Origin of the sequence: Thalassotalea sp. G2M2-11, from assembly GCF_017168195.1 — a bacterium.
Lineage (GTDB): Bacteria > Pseudomonadota > Gammaproteobacteria > Enterobacterales > Alteromonadaceae > Thalassotalea_E.
In genome coordinates this window covers 355,331-374,220 of sequence record NZ_JADNYL010000004.1, presented here as the reverse complement: position 1 = coordinate 374,220, position 18,890 = coordinate 355,331, and the positions used below count along the sequence as shown (strand labels likewise).

General features: G+C 40.8%; 15 protein-coding genes. 12 read left to right on the top strand and 3 right to left on the bottom strand.

Features of this window, described 5'->3' with window-relative positions:
* The first annotated feature begins 240 nt into the window (after nucleotides 1-240).
* The 9 genes from IV514_RS15615 (at nucleotide 241) to IV514_RS15575 (ending at nucleotide 10,784) form a co-directional block, all read left to right on the top strand.
* Nucleotides 241-1,437: an EAL domain-containing response regulator gene (locus tag IV514_RS15615; RefSeq protein ID WP_206486237.1), complete on the top strand. Its 1,197-nt coding sequence runs from the start codon at nucleotides 241-243 to the stop codon at nucleotides 1,435-1,437.
* 204 nt (nucleotides 1,438-1,641) lie between these two features.
* Complete coding sequence (locus tag IV514_RS15610) at nucleotides 1,642-2,844, top strand: hypothetical protein (protein ID WP_206486236.1); 1,203 nt, start codon at nucleotides 1,642-1,644, stop codon at nucleotides 2,842-2,844.
* Nucleotides 2,837-4,048 (top strand): O-antigen polymerase, encoded by a 1,212-nt coding sequence (locus tag IV514_RS15605; protein ID WP_206486235.1) that lies wholly within the window; start codon nucleotides 2,837-2,839, stop codon nucleotides 4,046-4,048. Before IV514_RS15610 ends, IV514_RS15605 begins: the two co-directional genes overlap by 8 nt.
* Before the next feature lie 55 nt (nucleotides 4,049-4,103).
* The gene (locus tag IV514_RS15600) at nucleotides 4,104-5,231 is read left to right on the top strand and encodes a glycosyltransferase (protein WP_241242408.1); all 1,128 of its coding nucleotides are present in this window, start codon (nucleotides 4,104-4,106) and stop codon (nucleotides 5,229-5,231) included.
* A complete protein-coding gene (locus IV514_RS15595) occupies nucleotides 5,231-6,376 on the top strand; it encodes a glycosyltransferase (protein WP_206486233.1) in 1,146 nt (381 codons plus the stop codon). Before IV514_RS15600 ends, IV514_RS15595 begins: the two co-directional genes overlap by 1 nt.
* A gap of 7 nt (nucleotides 6,377-6,383) precedes the next feature.
* A complete protein-coding gene (locus IV514_RS15590) occupies nucleotides 6,384-6,983 on the top strand; it encodes a sugar transferase (protein WP_206486232.1) in 600 nt (199 codons plus the stop codon).
* Nucleotides 6,976-7,602: an acetyltransferase gene (locus IV514_RS15585; RefSeq protein ID WP_206486231.1), complete on the top strand. Its 627-nt coding sequence runs from the start codon at nucleotides 6,976-6,978 to the stop codon at nucleotides 7,600-7,602. The genes IV514_RS15590 and IV514_RS15585 overlap by 8 nt, the downstream gene beginning before the upstream one ends.
* A gap of 15 nt (nucleotides 7,603-7,617) precedes the next feature.
* Nucleotides 7,618-8,802, top strand: coding sequence for a DegT/DnrJ/EryC1/StrS aminotransferase family protein (locus IV514_RS15580; protein ID WP_206486230.1), 1,185 nt, complete (start codon nucleotides 7,618-7,620; stop codon nucleotides 8,800-8,802).
* Between the two features lie 65 nt (nucleotides 8,803-8,867).
* Nucleotides 8,868-10,784, top strand: a complete 1,917-nt coding sequence (locus tag IV514_RS15575) for a nucleoside-diphosphate sugar epimerase/dehydratase (protein WP_206486229.1) — start codon at nucleotides 8,868-8,870, stop codon at nucleotides 10,782-10,784.
* Between the two features lie 24 nt (nucleotides 10,785-10,808).
* Here IV514_RS15575 and IV514_RS15570 read toward each other — a convergent pair whose 3' ends face one another.
* Nucleotides 10,809-11,366, bottom strand: a complete 558-nt coding sequence (locus tag IV514_RS15570) for a glutathione peroxidase (protein WP_206486228.1) — start codon at nucleotides 11,364-11,366, stop codon at nucleotides 10,809-10,811.
* A gap of 62 nt (nucleotides 11,367-11,428) precedes the next feature.
* Between IV514_RS15570 and IV514_RS15565 the strand changes: the two genes are divergently transcribed.
* The 3 genes from IV514_RS15565 to IV514_RS15555 all read left to right on the top strand — a co-directional run bounded on the left by IV514_RS15565 (nucleotide 11,429) and on the right by IV514_RS15555 (nucleotide 16,848).
* The gene (locus IV514_RS15565; RefSeq protein ID WP_206486227.1) at nucleotides 11,429-12,493 is read left to right on the top strand and encodes a M20/M25/M40 family metallo-hydrolase; all 1,065 of its coding nucleotides are present in this window, start codon (nucleotides 11,429-11,431) and stop codon (nucleotides 12,491-12,493) included.
* 201 nt (nucleotides 12,494-12,694) lie between these two features.
* Nucleotides 12,695-13,780 carry an efflux RND transporter periplasmic adaptor subunit gene (locus IV514_RS15560; protein ID WP_206486226.1) on the top strand — a complete coding sequence of 362 codons (1,086 nt, stop codon included), beginning with the start codon at nucleotides 12,695-12,697 and terminating at the stop codon, nucleotides 13,778-13,780.
* Nucleotides 13,780-16,848 carry an efflux RND transporter permease subunit gene (locus IV514_RS15555; protein WP_206486225.1) on the top strand — a complete coding sequence of 1,023 codons (3,069 nt, stop codon included), beginning with the start codon at nucleotides 13,780-13,782 and terminating at the stop codon, nucleotides 16,846-16,848. The genes IV514_RS15560 and IV514_RS15555 overlap by 1 nt, the downstream gene beginning before the upstream one ends.
* A gap of 10 nt (nucleotides 16,849-16,858) precedes the next feature.
* Here IV514_RS15555 and IV514_RS15550 read toward each other — a convergent pair whose 3' ends face one another.
* Together IV514_RS15550 and IV514_RS15545 are read right to left on the bottom strand one after the other, a co-directional pair.
* Nucleotides 16,859-17,827 (bottom strand): transporter substrate-binding domain-containing protein, encoded by a 969-nt coding sequence (locus IV514_RS15550; RefSeq protein WP_206486224.1) that lies wholly within the window; start codon nucleotides 17,825-17,827, stop codon nucleotides 16,859-16,861.
* 166 nt (nucleotides 17,828-17,993) lie between these two features.
* Nucleotides 17,994-18,884 (bottom strand): phosphotransferase, encoded by an 891-nt coding sequence (locus IV514_RS15545; RefSeq protein WP_206486223.1) that lies wholly within the window; start codon nucleotides 18,882-18,884, stop codon nucleotides 17,994-17,996.
* Nucleotides 18,885-18,890: the final 6 nt, after the last annotated feature.

The window sequence follows — 18,890 nt, the reverse complement described above, 5'->3', positions numbered from 1 at the left end:
GGTGTTCCTACCGTGATTTATTTCAATTTATTATTGTAGTAGGAAAATGACTGTACTGATTTTTAATCAATAACAATAATTAGTTAATATTTATTAACACATTCAAAAAATGAATACTTTAATTAACTATCAGTTTGCACAATAAAAAAGCTTTGCCATACTTGTTTAAGATATTGTCAGTAGTTTTTATGCCGTATGAAAAAAACTAAGCAGCTAACGAGCACTAACAAGGATGTGAAAATGCCAGATCAAAACTTCAGTTGGTTAAATGTATTACTAATTGATGACAGCCAATCGATCTTAGATTTTGTTTCTTCTGTACTTGAACAAAATTATGGCATTGACAATATCTATCAAGCAACCACTGCGACAGAAGCCATTCAAGTGATGCGACGAACCAAAAACTTTAACTTAGTGTTCGTTGACTTAAACATGCCTAATATGGATGGCATTCAGCTACTTGAACAAATTCATGATCTCAATTTTCAAGGCTATATTGCCATTATGAGCGGTATCGCTATTAGAATAATTTCTTCGGTTGAGTCGTTAGCAAAGCAATATAAGCTCAATTACATTGGCACATTGATCAAACCATTACATGAAAGTGACTTTGAAAAAATATTTAATCGTATCGGTAAGTCTCGACCAAAAAGTATTGAATCACAATCACTGAAAACATACGAAATAGTACGTGCAGTGAAAAACAATGACTTAAAAGTACTCTACCAACCGCAAGTGTCACTTTCAGATAGAAAATTTTTAGGTGTCGAAGCGCTTTGTCGGTTAAATCATCCTCGACTTGGTATGGTTGCCCCTAATCGTTTTATTGATAAAGCTGAAGAAAGCGAGTTGATATTTCATATCACCATTGCCGTTTTTAAACGAGCATTGGCAGATTGGCAAAAATGGAAGAAGTTAGGGCTCGATATCACCTTATCGGTAAATGTCTCGCCAATGAATATGCAACAGCCTGAATTTGCTGATAATATTCTTACGCTATTAGCGCAGTCTAACATGCCAGCTAACAAGTTATGCTTAGAAGTAACCGAACATATCTTAGCCGACGATCATCTACAAGAACTTAGCAATATCAGCCGGCTCAGTATGCATGGTATTAAAATCGCCTTAGATGATTTTGGTAAAGAGCATGCGACAATCGATCGTTTAAGGAGCCTACCTCTAAATTACGTAAAACTCGATAAAAGTTATTTTATCGAACAATCAGATACTGGCCATCAAGTTGATTTGTTAAAAACCAGTATGGCATTAGCTGAGCGTTTGCATATTGCCACCTGTGCCGAAGGTATTGAAACCAAAGAAGCCATGGCACTGGCAGCTGAGCTAAACTGTGATATCGCACAAGGGTACTTCATCTCATACCCACTACCTGCACCACAAATATTAGCGTGGGCGCATGAATGGGAGAAAAAAACTTAACTGTGCTGTTCTTGCAACTAACAATTTTTACTTGGAGTTATTGCTGATAATTATCAACCTCACTCGTACAATCACAGCCAAGTACATTTCACTATGCATTCAATCGAATAAAGTAGTACCATAATCTACGCCTTGCTAAAAACGACAGCGTTATTCAATAGTAAAGCCATTAAATAATAAAAATAAAAAGGTACAACCAGCCGAATGAAGTTGCTCAGCACCATGCTCCGTAAGCTGACGAATACGAGTATCATGCCATTGATCTCGTTTCAAATGACCAGCTTTATCCTTCCTTGGCTCATTACCATTTGGTACACACACCAACAAGACTTGCAAGCTGTTGGTAACTTTACCTTTGCCTTAGCGATTATTGCACCGATAAGCTTGTTATTAGCGTCTCCATCCCGAAACTTTTTGTTGACCCAAACAGCTGCCTTTAACGATGCCTTTGCAAGTCGATTGCTTTTACTGATCCTAGGATTAATCGTGGTAGCAATCATTGGCAGTTACTACCATCACTTACTGCTGTTTTGTGCGCTGTTTCTCTTTAAATCAGCTGAGTTACTCTATGATTTACCAATAAGCTCTGCCATGGCTCACCACCAGATAAAAAAATTATGGCAACTTAACTTCAGCAAATGGGCGGTGATCATTGTACTTGCTGCTACCGGTTATTTCAGTGAAACCCTTGAGTGGTTGTTTGTACTTGGCTTTGTCATTTTTGTGATGATCACGTGGTTAACTAGAGAAAAAAGCAGTAAAAAGTTACAGCTACCCCGTTGTTTTGCCATGTTGATAAAAGCAATGCCGTTAAGTATCTCAACACTGATATTTGCTATTCATTTTAATATTCCTCGCTATGTCATCGCATCATTTGAGCAGCCAGAGCTACTTGCCATCTTTTCCATCAGCAGCTTTTTGGTGATGGCTGCCGTGGTATTAGCCAATATATTTGTGCAGGCCAAATTACCACTATTAAAAACGTTATATGTTCAACACGCTAAGCAATTTCACTGGCATTTGCTGACAATATTGGCGGTGATCATGGTGATATTTATTATCATCCAAATCGCCCAGTGGCCATTTTTTTCAGATGTATTCTGGCAATTACATAATAATGTTCAACGCCAACAAGCCCAGTTCTCTTTAGTTTTTCAACAAACACTATTAATGGCGTGGGGGCCTCTTCTGTTCTCAGCCAGTAATTATATTTTGATGCTGACAGGACAACATATTACGCTCGTTATCCTCACCAGTATCAACCTGTTAATCACAGCGTTATTATGCTTTTTTGCTTTTCAGTTTTTTGGCTTCTTTGCCTTGTTAATGGCCTTTAATCTTGGCTGCCTATTACACCTAATATCAGTGTGGCTAGCGTTTACATACCACTGGAAAAATAATGGCTGAGTATCTTTATTTATATGCCTCAATATTGGCGATTACACTGCGGGGAGTTTGGGAAGTTAAATACTTTAAAGGCCGGATCAGTCCTTTACTGATTTATTCCATTTGCTACTTCTATTTTTGTTATGGACCTTACATTGCTTTTCTACTGGATATTCCTATCTACAGCGGGATCAATAAAGCCATGTTACCTCAATCGGCTTTTGTTTTTTTTCTGGCGATACTCACCTTAAGTGCGGTGCCATCTAATTTAATGAGCAGAATTACCAGTAATGTCGAAATTGTCATTAAGCGCCCACAATTTTTTCGGCAAATCACCATTTTAACGATGACTATCCCGGTTATCGTCATCTTTATATACGCTTTTTTACTGATAGGGTTTAATCCACTCGATAAAGTAGAAAAAATTCGTTTAGTGGGGATCTTCCATTACGTCTTGCTGACATTATGGCCAATATTTCTTTTCTGCTACATGACCATTTCCCCGTACGGACAAATCACCAAACAGTCGAAACTATTTATTGCTTCAATTATCTTAATTTATTGTTTTTACTGCTTATACATGGGTGAGCGGGATTTTGCTTTGATTTTCGTGCCCATCTATTTTTGGTTACATAAAGATAAGCGGGTCTCGATGTTTAAATTATGCTTAATGTTAAGCCTTGGGGCTATTGGTTTTACTTTAATGTCATCGGGTCGTTCGGTCGAAATCGACTCTAGCGGTATCGGGGCATTTCTTAATCAAGGCAGTAATTTGATGGTAACCTCAAACATCTTGTTTTGGCTAGAGCATGACCTACAGCTTTGGTGGGGCGAAAGTTACTTATCAAGCTTGCTTAATATGCTCACTTTAGGTGCATTGAAAATCACGCTTCCCTTATCGATTTGGTTTAGCCGTGAATATTCACCTTTTGTTAATGATGGTGCTTATGGCTTTTCGTTAGAAGCGGAAGTGTTACTTAACTTTGGTGTGATTGGCATTCCTATTGTTTTTGCCATAATAGGGATCTTGATTTCCGCAGCATTTAAAGGCTATCGTAACGATAAGCCTTTTGGCACATTAATGACCTATTTTATTTTATTCTATTTCATCTATGCTATTCGCGGTGAATCATTGATCATATTTAAATCATTCAGTTATTGTTGCATCATTTTCTTTTTTCTATTGTATGTCTCTCAAAGAGGTAAATTTTATTTTAAAAAATAACCCCTCACTAGACGTTGTCATAGAGCAACGCTTTTACCAATGCTCCGATGGCCACTTGTGGACAGAAAACGCTTTTGCTTACCCGTTTTGGCAAAGATATTTAACCGTGTTCTGCCAAGTCAATATTATTGCGCGAGTAGCACCAGTGGCAAAAGCTCAAGCTCACTGGCATCGGGTCGATGGTGAGAAGGTAAACTTTTATCCTTTACCTTACTACGTTGGGCTGTACGCTTTTTTGTTAACACTACCTAAGCTGCTCAAAGCCCTTTGGTTAAGACGGAAACACCAACATGCGGTAATCTTTAGAATTCCAGGTGTACTGTCTTTACTGTACAGAATATTTGCGATGCCATGGCATAAACCTTATGGTGCTGAGGTTGTCGGAGATCCCGAGGATACTTTTTCCTCCAACGCCAGTAATAGTCGTTTACGGCCATTGCTCCGTAATGCATTTGTTAAAATGCTTGCTTGGCAATGCCGACACGCCAGTGCTATTGCCTACGTTACCCAGTATGCTTTACAAGCTAAATACCCGCCTGCAGCTAACGCTTTTCAAAGCCATTATTCATCAATTCAATTGACCGAACATGATTACCATCAGCGCATGGCTTATCCACTAGCCAACAATATCCAGTTACTTTGTATTGGCAACTTGTCGCAACCTTATAAAGGCTGCGACTTTATGTTAAACACCTTGGCGCAACTGAGAAGTAACGGAGTGGATGCCCAATTAATTTGGATTGGCGGTGGGCAATTATTACCACAAATGCAGCAACTCACTGATGATCTCGCTATTTCAGAAGCCGTCAGTTTCATTGGCAATGTCAGTGATCGGGCTGACATTCACCGCTACCTCGACCAATGCGATATTTTTGTTCTAAGCTCACGACAAGAAGGCTTGCCAAGAGTCGTTATTGAAGCCATGGCACGTAGCGTAATTTGTCTGGCAACCAATGTCGGCGGTGTCAACGAATTATTACCCGTAGATAAAATTATTGAACGAGATAACATTACTCAACTAACCGATAAAATTCAGCAAGTTGTACACATGACGGAACAACAGCGTTTGTCTGCTTCTCAACAGAATTATCAAAAAGCATTAGCATATGGAGATGAACAGCTAAGTACTAGACGACATGCCATGTATCAAGCATTATTGAGCGCTGAGCAAGGTCCAAATTGATGAAAGTACTCCATATTCTTAAAACGTCGATTGGTGCCAGTTGGGCGCTAAGACAAACGACCCAACTAATAAAACTAGGAGTGGATGTGCACTTAGTTTTACCTCATGGCCCTATGGTTGAAAAATACCAACAAGCCGGGGTGAAAACTTACACCTTTGACCCTGCACTTTCAGTCAGTAAGCCTTGGTTAAATATCTCTCGTGCGCTCAAATTACGAGCACTGGTTAAGCAAGTACAACCGGATATTATCCATAGCCATTTTGTTGCCACCTCGTTATTGATGCGCATTGCTTTAAAGGGCATCAATATACCGCAAATTTTTCATGTGCCTGGCCCCTTACATTTGGAGCATTGGTTATTTCGCACCTTAGATAAAATAACCGCCAGCTCAAAAGATTATTGGCTGGCTTCTTGTTTATGGACACGCGAAAAATATCACCAATTAGGTATTAAACCGCATCGGGTGGGTTTAGCTTATTATGGCGTGAATGAAGATGACTTTGCTTTTGAAAAACCGTCAGACAATCTTCTGAAAGAGTCACTTGCTATGGCGCAAGAAGATTTTCTCATTATTATGGTTGCTTACTTTTATGCGCCAAAACGCTATTTAGGACAAACACGTGGGTTAAAAGGTCATGAAGATTTAATCGATGCTGTCGCCATCGTCCAGCAGCGATATCCTAACATTAAATGTGTTTTTGTTGGCGGCCCATGGGGCAATGCGGCTCATTATTTTGATGCCGTTAAATCATATTCAGCGAAAAAGATTGGCGCCAGCGGCGTATTTTTAGGTACACGCACCGATGTTGCCCAACTTTACCCACAATGTGACTTAGCTGTACACCCCTCACATTCTGAAAATGTCGGGGGTGCGGTCGAGTCTATGTATGCCAAAGTACCCACATTAACCACTAATGTGGGAGGGTTTCCCGATCTGGTCACCGATGGCGAAACAGGCTATCTCGCAGAAAAACAAAACCCGCAGGCGCTGGCAGATAAAATTATTCAAGCGATAGAGCAGCCGATAGAAAGAAAACGTTTGGTCAATAATGCCTACCGCAAAGTGCGACAGGTCATGAATGTTGAACACAATGCCAAGCAGGTATTTGACTTTTATCAACAAGTGCTAAGTGCAAGGCAGTAAAGTTAACATGATCAAACGACTATTCGACATCATAGTATCGCTATCAGCCTTATTCATTCTCGCTGTACCTATGCTGGTCATCGCACTGCTGGTGCTAATTAAGCTCGGTACACCTGTTATATTTAGCCAACAACGACCGGGGAAAAATGGCAAGCTATTCGCTTTATATAAGTTTCGTTCAATGCGTGACACTAAAGATAAACAAGGGAAGCTTTTGCCCGACAGTGAACGCTTAAGTCCATTTGGTCTAACACTTAGGGCAACAAGCTTAGATGAGTTACCTAGTTTGTGGTGTGTATTAAAAGGCGATATGAGCCTTGTTGGACCTAGGCCTTTATTAGCTGAATATCTACCGCTTTATTCAAAAGAACAGGCTCGACGACATGACATTAAGCCGGGTCTAACCGGTTGGGCACAAGTCAATGGACGAAATGCAATTAGCTGGCAACAAAAATTTGAACTCGACACTTGGTATGTCGATAATCATTCTTTATGGTTAGATATAAAAATTATCCTACTCACGGTTAAAAAGGTCTGCCAAAAAGCTGATATCAATGCCAATGGTGAGGCGACCATGACAAAATTTAGGGGGAACCATCATGAGTAAATTATTAATTATTGGAGCAGGCGGCCATGGTCGAGTGATTGCTGATTGCGCAGACGCCAGTAGGCAATTCAGTGAAATAGCCTTTTTAGATGATAGTTATCCCGAAAGAGCCGACAATTTAGCCTGGCCAATTATCGACAAATCATCCTTATGGAAATGTTATCAAGAGCAATACAGTTTTGCCCTTGCAATTGGTAATAACCGGGCAAGACTTGCACTCTTTCAAGCGCTTACTAGCGCAGATGCTCACTTACCAAACATTATTCACCCAAGCGCTGTCATCAGTCATCATTCAAGTTTAGGTAGTGGTAATGTAGTGTTCGCCAATGCGGTGATTAATCCCGGAACAAAAATAGCTAACGCCTGTATTATCAACACCGGTGCCACCATAGATCACGATTGCCAACTTGCTGATGCTGTGCATATTTCTCCCGGTGCAAACTTAGCAGGTGGAGTTAACGTTGACGAACAATCTTGGTTTGGTGTTGGCAGCTGCAGCATACAAGCAATAAATATTGCTAAAAACTGTCAAATTGGCGCAGGAGCGGCTGTCACTAAAAACACACAAGCCAATGGCTTATATGTGGGTGTACCAGCAAAACGTATTAAAGATCTCTAATTAAAAGGCAAATTTGTGTTAAATACTTCATTATCCCCGTGGCCAAGTTTTTCTGAACAAGAAGTTAACGCCGTTGCTCAAGTGCTTCGCTCGAATAAAGTTAACTATTGGACAGGACAAGAAGGTCGAAAATTTGAGCAAGAATTTGCTCAATTTAGCCACTGCCAATATGCAGTAGCCGTTGCCAATGGCACTTTAGCGTTAGACTTAGCCCTAAAAAGCTTAAACATAGGTCAAGGTGATGAAGTAATCGTTACGCCCCGTACCTTTATTGCTTCGATTAGTTGTGTGATTAATTGTGGTGCTACTCCTGTTTTTGCCGATGTCGACCTCGACAGTCAAAACATTTGCGCCGACACCATTGCCCCTGTGATCACCAATAAAACCAAAGCCATCATTTGCGTCCATCTTGCCGGTAGACCCTGTGAAATGGATGAGATTATGGCATTAGCACAGCAACATCAGCTTTATGTCATAGAAGACTGTGCCCAAGCTCATGGCGCCACCTATAAAGGAAAAAGCGTCGGTAGCATTGGACACATAGGTGCTTGGTCATTTTGTCAGGATAAAATTATGACCACAGGGGGTGAAGGCGGCATGTTAACCACCAATGATGAACAACTCTGGCGCAACGCATGGGCATTTAAAGATCATGGAAAATCTTACTCCGCAGTTTATGAAAAAGAGCATCCGCCTGGTTATCGTTGGCTTCATGAATCCTTTGGTACCAACTGGCGTTTAACAGAAATGCAGTCTGCTATTGGGCGGATACAAACGCGCAACATGCCAATCTGGCACCAACAGCGCAACGACAACGCGCAACAAATTTTCAACGCATGCGCAAAATATGCTTTTATTCATGTTCCTCAACTCCCTGGATACCTTAGTCATGCCTACTATAAATGTTATGTCTTTGTTCAGCCTGAACAATTACCAGCACAGTGGCATCGCGATAGGATCATTGATACATTAAACCAAGCAGGTGTACCGTGCTTTTCGGGCAGCTGCTCTGAAGTATACTTAGAAAAGGCGTTTGAAAATAAACCTTATAAGCCTGTAGCGTCGTTACCGAATGCCAAACGATTAGGGGAGATCAGCTTAATGTTCTTAGTTCATCCAACATTAAGCCAACAAGAAATGACACAAATGACTGATAAAATTTCGACGCTATTTGATGAAATTGCACGGATTGCACCATAACTAAGCTCGGACAGCAAAATAATAATTAATGTGTATTTTGAACAACAAAATACAAGGTGCGTAAGATGATCCGTAAAATTGATTTAATACCCAGTTCGTTCAAGTTATTGTTCGCAATGACTTATGACATATTAGCCTTAACCTTTGCTTTTTTTCTCGCTTATCTTTTGCGTTTAGGTGCCTCACATATTGAATTTACCGCCACCGAATGGACAGTATTAGCCACCGTCGTATTATCCACCATGTTATTGTTTTATTTTGCCGGTACCTATCGCAGCGTAATCCGTTATTTCACCGCAAAATCAAGTATTAAAATTGCTGGTTTACTCATTATTTCTGTTTTTGTCTTTTACTTAAGTGGTCAGATATTTGGTGCATTTGTTCCCCGCTCTGTTCCTATTGTATTCTTTACCATTGCCTGTTTTTTCATTGCTGGCGCACGTTCAATGTTTGGCCTGGTGATTGGCCGAAAATGGTTTGATGAACGTGAAGGTGTAGTGATATATGGCGCAGGTAACACAGGACAACAACTCGCTAATACCTTAATGCTTGGCAAGCAATATCAACCGCTGGCGTTTATTGATCAAAAACGGCGTTACCAAAATCGGGAATTACTTGGTGTTAATATTTATTCACCCGAGAAAATTGCCCACTTAATCGAACGCTTCGGCCCATTTAAAGTGTTAATTGCCGTCTCTAAGCTCAATAACAGCCAGATGCAAGAAATCATCACTATGTTTGAACCTTATGCCTTGGAATTATTAACCATCCCAAGTATGGCTGACATTGTTTCTGGCAAGCGAAAAATAGACCAATTTAGGGAAGTTTCTGTGGATGAATTACTCGGTAGAGATCCCGTTGCCCCTATCCCTGAGTTACTCAGCGATAACATTGCTAATAAAGTCGTGATGGTGTCGGGTGCTGGTGGCTCAATCGGCAAAGAACTCTGTCGACAAATCATTGATCAACACCCAAGCAAGTTAGTGTTATTAGATGTCAGTGAAGCATTACTCTATGAAATTAATCAGGAATTAAGCCAATACCTGCAAGAAACAGGGAGTAATATCCCATTAAAGCCCTTAATTGGTAATGTGCAAAACGGCATATTAATGACCAGTATTTTCCATGCTGAAAAGGTACAAACCATTTATCATGCTGCCGCCTATAAACACGTACCCTTAGTAGAAAATAATGTCATGGCGGGGATCTCAAACAATGTGCTTGGCACCTACGAAATTGCTCAAGCAGCCATCTATTGTGAAGTAGAAACCTTTGTTTTAATTTCTACGGATAAAGCGGTTCGCCCCACCAATGTGATGGGTGCTACCAAACGCTTAGCTGAATTAGTATTACAATCATTAGCGCCACAAGATCATCAAACACGCTTTGTTATGGTTCGTTTTGGTAATGTGCTTGGTTCATCGGGCTCAGTTGTGCCGCTGTTTAAACGCCAAATTAAAGCTGGTGGCCCTATCACTATCACCCATCCCGATATTATCCGTTACTTTATGACCATTCCAGAAGCGGCTCAACTGGTTATCCAGGCGGGGGCTATGGGAACCGGCGGAGATGTATTTGTACTCGATATGGGGGATCCGGTTAAAATCGTAGACCTTGCGTATAATATGACGCATTTAATGGGCTTAACGGTAAAAAGCGAAGATTGCCCAGACGGTGACATTGAAATCGTCTACAGTGGCTTACGCCCCGGTGAAAAGTTATATGAAGAACTCCTGATCGACGATCACGCTAAGCCAACCAAACACCAGCGTATTTTAACGGCAAATGAACGTTCGCTCAGTTGGCCTGATGTTAAAGTAATATTAAATCAGCTGACAGATGCAATGCGCGCAGAAGATAACAATAAACTCAGGGAAATATTACAACAAGCACCGTTAGAATATCGCCCTGAAGTTCACAATGAGCAAGCAAGTTCTTTAAACACCACAGCACAAGCTTTAGACAATGCGGTTAATAGCTAGTTGTAATAGATAAGGTTGTCTGCTTTATTCGCTGATCTTTTCATTAGCAACTAAAGCATCTATGGCGCGAATAAACTGGTCATCATCAGGGGCGACTTTCGGACTAAATGCTTGCACTTTATTACCTTGACCATCCACTAAATACTTATAAAAATTCCACTTAGGCGAAGTCGATTTATCACCGAGAAATTTAAAGACGCTATTAACATTTCGCCCCCAAACGGCGGTAGGGGCTAGCATAGTAAAAGTCACGCCATAGTTGATATAACAAATTTTAGCGGTGTCTGCTTCTTCATCTTCTTCCTGAAAGAAATCATCTGATGGAAAGCCAATAACGACTAAGCCTTGCTCTTTATAACGCTTATGCAATGCTTCTAATTGCTTAAAATGGGGTGTGTACCCACAATTACTGGCGGTATTAACAATAAGTACCGGCTTGCCTTGCGTTAATTGGCACAAGTCAACCTGTTGACTGGCATGCAATTGCTTAAACTTCACCTTAAGATAATCAGGACAACTGCTTGCGTTTGCCTTAATGGAAAACAATAGTAAAAATAGTACTGCGTATAAGCCACGTTTCATTTTATAATCTTCATCTCTAGTATGTGCTTTGTTACTATAACAAAAAATGGGACGAAATTATTGTGATCAAATTACCACTCGCGGTGTTGCTTAGTTTAAGTTGCTTTTTTGCTACAGCGGCAACGATAGCTCAACAACAAGCATTAACCTACCTAACGAAGCTTACCGATAGTCAAACGGGCATTGGTGCACGCGAAGCTGGATCTAAAAAAGCACAAGATACTGCCGATTATATTATCCAAACGTTCAACAATATTGGCTATCAAGTCACTGAACAACACTTTACTTTTGGCAATAACAAAACCTCTAAAAATATCATCGTCAACAGTGATATCGATAAGAAAAACACCATTGTACTGGGTGCACATTATGACTCCACAGCCGCCAAAAAAGGCTCTTTAGGGGCAACTGACAATGGCGCTGGCGTCGCCGCGATGCTTGCTATCGCCAAAACGATAAAAAACCATAACAACCTTGATTATAATATCCGCTTTATCGCATTTGGCGCCGAAGAAGTTGGTCTACAAGGTTCAAAACACTATGTGCAAAGTTTATCAAATGATCAATTAGACAATATGATCGCCATGATTAATTTCGATACCATTGCCGGTGGCGATTTCGTTTACGTGCACAGTGCCCATTCCACTCCTTACCAATGCGCAAAAAACCAAACAAATTATAACGCTGACACCCATATTCGCTCAGCATTATTAAGCGCATCTAAAAAAGTATTAGGTGAGAAAAAACAATATATTATCCATCCTGAATACCCAGGTTATCCAGCAGGTGTTACCGGCGCTTGGTCAGATCACGCACCTTTTGCTTGTGCAGGCATTCCCATCGCCTATGTTGAATCGACTAACTTTACTATTAATGGCAAAAATGGCTTTGATGGCTACTCACAGTCCACTCATCCTGCGTTATGGGATTGTTTTGATGAAGCAAACAATACAGCGTGTAATCGGCAGACAGAGAGTAAATGGGGCAACATCTGGCACACAGAATTTGATAACTTGACAAAATTATCCAAGATCTTCCCCAAGCGAGTAAACAACCAAGTTACTGACAGCGTTACAGTATTGATTGAAGTATTAACCAAAGCAGAGCAATATTTTTCTGTCGATTAACCATTTATCTCAAAATACCAACAAGGTGTCGTAACACACTTGTAGATCACACCTTGTTGTTGCATTTTGTTGCATTATAGTTGCGAATTTGTGATAAATATCACTGCTCAATGCTCATAGATTCAGGTAAATTACACAGCAAATCTTTTAAAGTTCGCTTAGACTTAAACGTTAGCGCATTAAGGAACCGTTATTATCATTATGAAAACATTTTACCCGCGTATTGTTTTACTAGGTCTTGCATTAATTACTCTCCCAGCACTTGCTCAGCAAGGACGTGCGGCAAATGTCAATGTAACACCTATTGTAAGTACCACCCTGTCACCTGTGGCATGGGTATCAGGCTCTATTGTTAGTCGCAACAACTCACAAATCGCGGCTGATGTTTCTGGGCGTTTAGTCAGTATTGCTGAACTTGGTACTCTCGTTACCAAAGGACAAGTCATCGCTCAATTAGATAAGCAGCAATTAACCTTAAAGTTGCAAGAGGAAACGGCATTAGTCGCCAATGCTAAGGCTAAGTTTGCCTTTGAACAATCAGAGGTTGAACGTAAAAAATCGCTGGTTAAGCAGAAGCTAATTTCTGCCAAAGAGTTAGATGAAAGCATGGCAAATCTTAACATTGCCGAAGCGAATTTAGCCGCGGCTAAAGCAAAACTAGCCCAAGTAAAACAAGATCTTAACTACACTCAATTAAAAGCTCCCTTTGATGGCATAGTGGCCGAACGTTTAAGCAATCAAGGGGAATATGTCACCAATGGTAAAGCGATTCTACGTTTAGTTGAAACAGCCAACATTGAAGCTGCACTTTTTGCCCCTTTAACGGCTTATCAATATTTGAAGCAAAGCAAACAGTTAGCGATCAAATCTCCCCTTGGCAATGGTCATGCACCAATCAAGACCATCATACCTGTCTCTGATGCCCGTTCACATTTAATGGAAGTACGCCTTGATATGTCATCATTTGACTGGCCAATTGGTCTGGATATCAAAGCGGCAGTGGCAACAGGTGAAAGCAAGCAAGTATTAGCTTCTCCTCGAGATGCCTTAGTATTACGTCGCAATGCTACCAGCATTTTTATCATCGACAATGAAAATAAAGCCCAACAAGTCGAAGTTAAAATTGGCATTAGCGAAGGAAATTTAGTGGAAGTCATTGGTGATATCAATGCGGGTGATAAGGTAGTTATTCGTGGCGCTGAACGCCTACGCGCAGGCCAATCAGTGAATATCAAAAACAATAATGATGCCCTTGTTTCTGGTAAAACATTAGCGAGAAAGCAATAATGTCGTTAACTTCAGCTTCACTAAAAAACCCTACGGCGGTCATCGTTGCCGTTTTACTGATCACTTTATTTGGTGCCATCAGTCTTTTTAAATTACCGATACAATTAACACCTGATATTAGTAAGCCACAAATTGTCATCTCTACCGGTTGGCGAGCGGCGGCTCCTGAAGAAATTGAAGCGGAAATCATTGAGCGCCAAGAGGATGTGCTCAAAGGGCTACAAAGCCTAGAGTTACTTGAATCAAGCTCAAGTCAAGGGAATGGTAGTATTACCCTGCGATATAAAACTGGTGTTAATTTACAGCGAGCTCTTATCGATGTAATGAATGCGCTTAATCAAGTTCCTAGTTATCCACCTGATGCGACTGAGCCTGTGATCGCAGTGGGTGGTGCCAGTAACTTTAATGCCATTGCTTGGTTGGCAATTAAGCCGACAGGTGACAACACTAACGATATTGCCAGCTATCAAGATTATGTTGAAGAAGTTATTCAAACCCGTATTGAACGAGTTGAAGGGGTCTCTCAAACCAACGCTTTTGGTGGTCTACCATCAGAATTACGCATTACTTTTGATCCGTATAAAGCGGCTTCATTAGGGTTAAATATTCCAGCTATTGCCAGTACGCTCACCAATAACACCGACACTTCAGGCGGTTTTAATGAAGTGGGTCGTCGTAAATACACGTTACGCTTTTCGGGTAAGTACGGGGTTGAACAATTACAAAATATGGTCCTCGATTGGCGTGATGGTCAACCAATTCTATTAAAAGATGTCGCACAAGTTGAATTAACCTTAGCAGATCGCACGGGCGTACTTACGCTTGATGGCGATCCCGCCATCGCAATGAATGTACAAGCGGAGCAAGGCGTCAATGTTATTCAAGTGATGGATGGGCTAAAAGCCGCCTTGAAAGAATTGAATGAAGGTTCACTAAAGCGTGCACAGTTAGAAATCATCCAAATGTATGATGAAACCATTTACATTGGTCGCTCTATGAGCCTAGTAAAAAATAATTTACTACTGGGTATCGTTCTCGCCATTATTGTACTGTGGTGGTTTTTAAGAAAGTTTCGAGCAACATTAATCGTTGCTTTATCGATTCCTATCTCACTAATTGTCACCTTGTTAGTCATGCACATCACAGGGCGTACATTAAATATTATTTCAATGGCGGGCTTAGCCTTCGCCGTCGGTATGGTACTAGATGCTGCCATTGTAGTGCTGGAAAATATTGTTCGCCTGAGAGAAAAAGGCACGGACTCTGAGCAAGCGTCTCTTAAAGGCGCCTCGCAAGTTTGGGGAGCTCTCTTATCATCAACAGCAACAACGGTAGCCATTTTCTTACCTATTGCTTTTTTAGAAGAGGTTTCTGGGCAACTATTTGCCGATCTAGCGATCACCATCGCCGTTGCAATTGTTGCTTCATTGCTGATTGCGGTAACTGTGCTGCCAACTGCGGCCAGACGTTTATTAACCGATATTTCTTCCGATGATCCGCACCAACATTGGTGGTCTAATATCACTCAGGTCATCATGCGTATCACCTCCACTCCCGCTAAGCGTGCTTCATGGGTGGTTGGCTTAATGCTATTTTCGTTTCTCGGAAGTTTTATTATGTTCCCGAAAATTGATTACCTACCTAAAGGTAATCAAAATTCATTTAACGCATTTTTACTGCCGCCTCCGGGGCAAAGTTATCTTGCCGCGCGTGTTGAAATGTCTGATGAAATCAATCGCCGATTAAAACCTTACCTAACTGGCGAGAAATCGCCAAAAATAGAGCATTCATGGCTGGGTTTTTTTGGTAACTTTGGTTTTATGGGCGGTCGAGCTAATGATGCTGATGACATTCAAGCTATTGTTGGCGTCGTCAACCAAGAAATTCTCTCTGGTTTTCCCGATACCATCGCTTTTGCTTCGCAAGAAGAACTGTTTGGCAACTTAGGTGGCGGCCGTCGGATTGACATAGATATTCAAGGCAATGAAGTTGATCAGTTACTTCGTGCGGCACAAGTGGGTTATGGCGCTATTAGTCAAGCACTAGAAGGGGCTCAAATACAGCCTACGCCAGGCTTAACTTTAGCTGAACCTGAAATTCGTATGTTACCCAATGAACGTAGCATTGCCGAAGCGGGCTGGAGTAGACAGCAAGTTTCATCAATTTCTCGCGCGTTAGGGACAGGACTTTATGTCGGCGACTTTTTTAATGGTCAAAAACGTTTAAACGTGTTTTTACGTTCAACGGATTGGGATACCCCAGAAGAATTGGCCAATATACCACTTTACACCCCGCAAGCTGGTGTACAACCGGTCGGTCAATTAGTGGATGTAGTAAGGACTGCCGGACCAAGCTCAATTCGCCGTATCGACAGAAAACGAACCATTACTTTACAAGTCACACCACCTGACAAAATGAGTTTGGAAGATGCGATCAATACAATTAAAGAAAAGGCTGAACCGGCTATTATGGCACAATTGCCGGAGAATGGCGCCATCAGCTATCGTGGCTCGGCAGAAGCATTAACCGAGGCATTGGCTAATATGAGCCAAAGCTTCATTCTCGCATTGATCATCCTGTATTTATTAATGTCTGCTTTATTCCGCTCATTTAAAGATAGCTTGTTGGTATTATTGACCATTCCATTGGCAACCATTGGCGGTATTGCGGTATTACAAGTGACCAACTTAGTAATTTTCCAGCCGCTTGATTTATTAACCATGATAGGCTTTATTATCTTGCTTGGATTAGTGGTCAACAACGCCATTCTGTTAGTTTATCAAACGCGTATGGGTGAGGATAACGGCTTATCTCGCAGCGATGCTGTTGAACAAGCAGTGAGATTACGCTTAAGACCTATCCTAATGAGCACGCTAACCAGTATCTGTGGCATGTTACCCTTGTTACTTATTCCTGGAGCGGGTGCTGAGCTTTATCGTGGGATTGCTGCGGTAATTGTTGGTGGTATGAGTATTAGTACAATCTTTACCTTAATCTTCTTACCCAGCTTGTTACAAATGGGCAGCGCACGCACAGCGCAATTTGAAGAACAATTAGCAGCAAAATAAAAAGCCTAACTTAGTGACGACGAGTGGATAACTCGTCGTTTTCTGAAGCACAATGACTGCCTTGTTGATAAATCCTGTCTGCTTCGCCTGATGTAGTAAACTCAATTAATGATAAATTAATATCTTCGAGCAACTGTTGCCATTTGCCATATTTAGTGGAAACAGCGAAGTACAGGTGATTATATTTAACTGCGGGCTCAAGCTCTTCAAGGTGTGTTTGTATATATTGTTTTTCATCATCACTGGCATCAAGTGAGCGGATCACATACTGAAAAACATCAGGATCGCCAATAATCAACTCCACTCGCTTTGCCAACAGTAACCTTACTTGCTGTTCATCATCGACCGCTTCAACCACTTTGATTAAGCCTTTATCCATCAAGGCATCAAATTCAGGTGTATTTTGATAGCCACGCACGACACCAACGACTTTCCCCTGAATTTCTTTTAAATCACCACTAAATTCAAAATCACTCTCTTTATGTTTAAACAAAGAAAGGTTACCGCCAATCATTTCATTGGATTCAACAAGTAATTCACGCCGTTTGCGATTGGGATAAATATCAGAAGCCGCCGAATCCTCAATAAAGTATTCAGGATACAAAATTTCCATCGCACCTGACTCCACCATTTTTACCGCACGGATCCACGGGTAAAAGTTAACCTGCACGCGATAATCTTTTGCGGTTAACACAGCTATTGCTAATTGTAAGCTCCAGCCTAAATTACATAAGTTACGACCAACATAGGGCTGCCAGTCAAGCGTTGCCAAATTTAACGTTGTTTTGCCCGTTTTATTGAAAATATAGCGACCTTTTTCCAAGGTACCCGTCAGTTGATATTGCTTGTCTTGATAGCGGTAATTGACATCAATATGTTGTACCTGATCGGTTATCAAGGTGTGTTTTTCAACACTAAAGCTTAGCTTGCAATACAGAATCAACTGAGCAATGAGGCAATACTTAATGATTTTAATCATAGTGTTATCTACCTTGATAATTATAAGACTCTTGTGAGCCTAGCTATCCATCTGACTCACCAATTATTGCAGGCAAGTTTCTCAATGACTGATTTGAAAAACTCCCAAGGATTTAATAATAAGTATAGTGTATGAATAACACTACAAATGATAATAATGCAATATGCTAAGCTAGCATCAGTTTAGTGAGTGAATTTGGTACTCGTTTGAGTTGATCAAATAATTGAAATTGTTGTTTTGCTAATTGCAAATAGAATGAACTATTACTTTGTTGACCTCGCTGATAAAACCAAAGGCCGTTAATAAAATAACAACAAGGGAGATAATGATTCACCAGTTTTTCATTGATAGGCTTACCACTAATTGATTGATAACTCTTGCTCACTGCCATTATCTCTACCGGCAGTTGATTGATCGCAATAAGCATGGCTAGATCAAATTCTCTAAAGCCAAGGAACGCACATTCAAAGTCAATCAGCCAAGGTGTTTGCTGGTGATCGATAATAATATTCGAAAAATTCATATCGCCATGACAAAGCACTTGCTCACCTTGTTCTTGAAATTGGGTAATTTGCTGCGATATGGTATTTAACACTGCTCGTTGTTTAGCCTGCAATGGCGCTTCAACCAATTGCCGTTCGATAATTTCATCTACTGTCAGAGAAGATATTTCGCCATTGAGTGGTATCTGATGACAGCGATTTAACAGTTTAACCGCAATATCAATTTTTGCTTGCTCTGTTATTGATGTTTGCGCCAGTAGTTCGCCATCAATAAACGCTGTCACCAGCCAAGTGGTATTGCTATAGACAATGTGAGGGCTGAGCGTCACCTCAAAAGCCAATTGCATCGCCTGCCGCTCATTACTTAAACATTGTTCAATAGGTGATAAATACTTAACAAAATAACTCGCAATATTTTCGCCAGTAGAGTTTAGTTGTTCAACCTTAAAGCAAGCATGACTTAACCCTTGCTCAATCGCTGTAACATGACATTGCCGACCAACAAAACAGGGAAGTTGCTTAACCTCTGCAATCACTGATTCAAGTTCAGCCATGCGTTT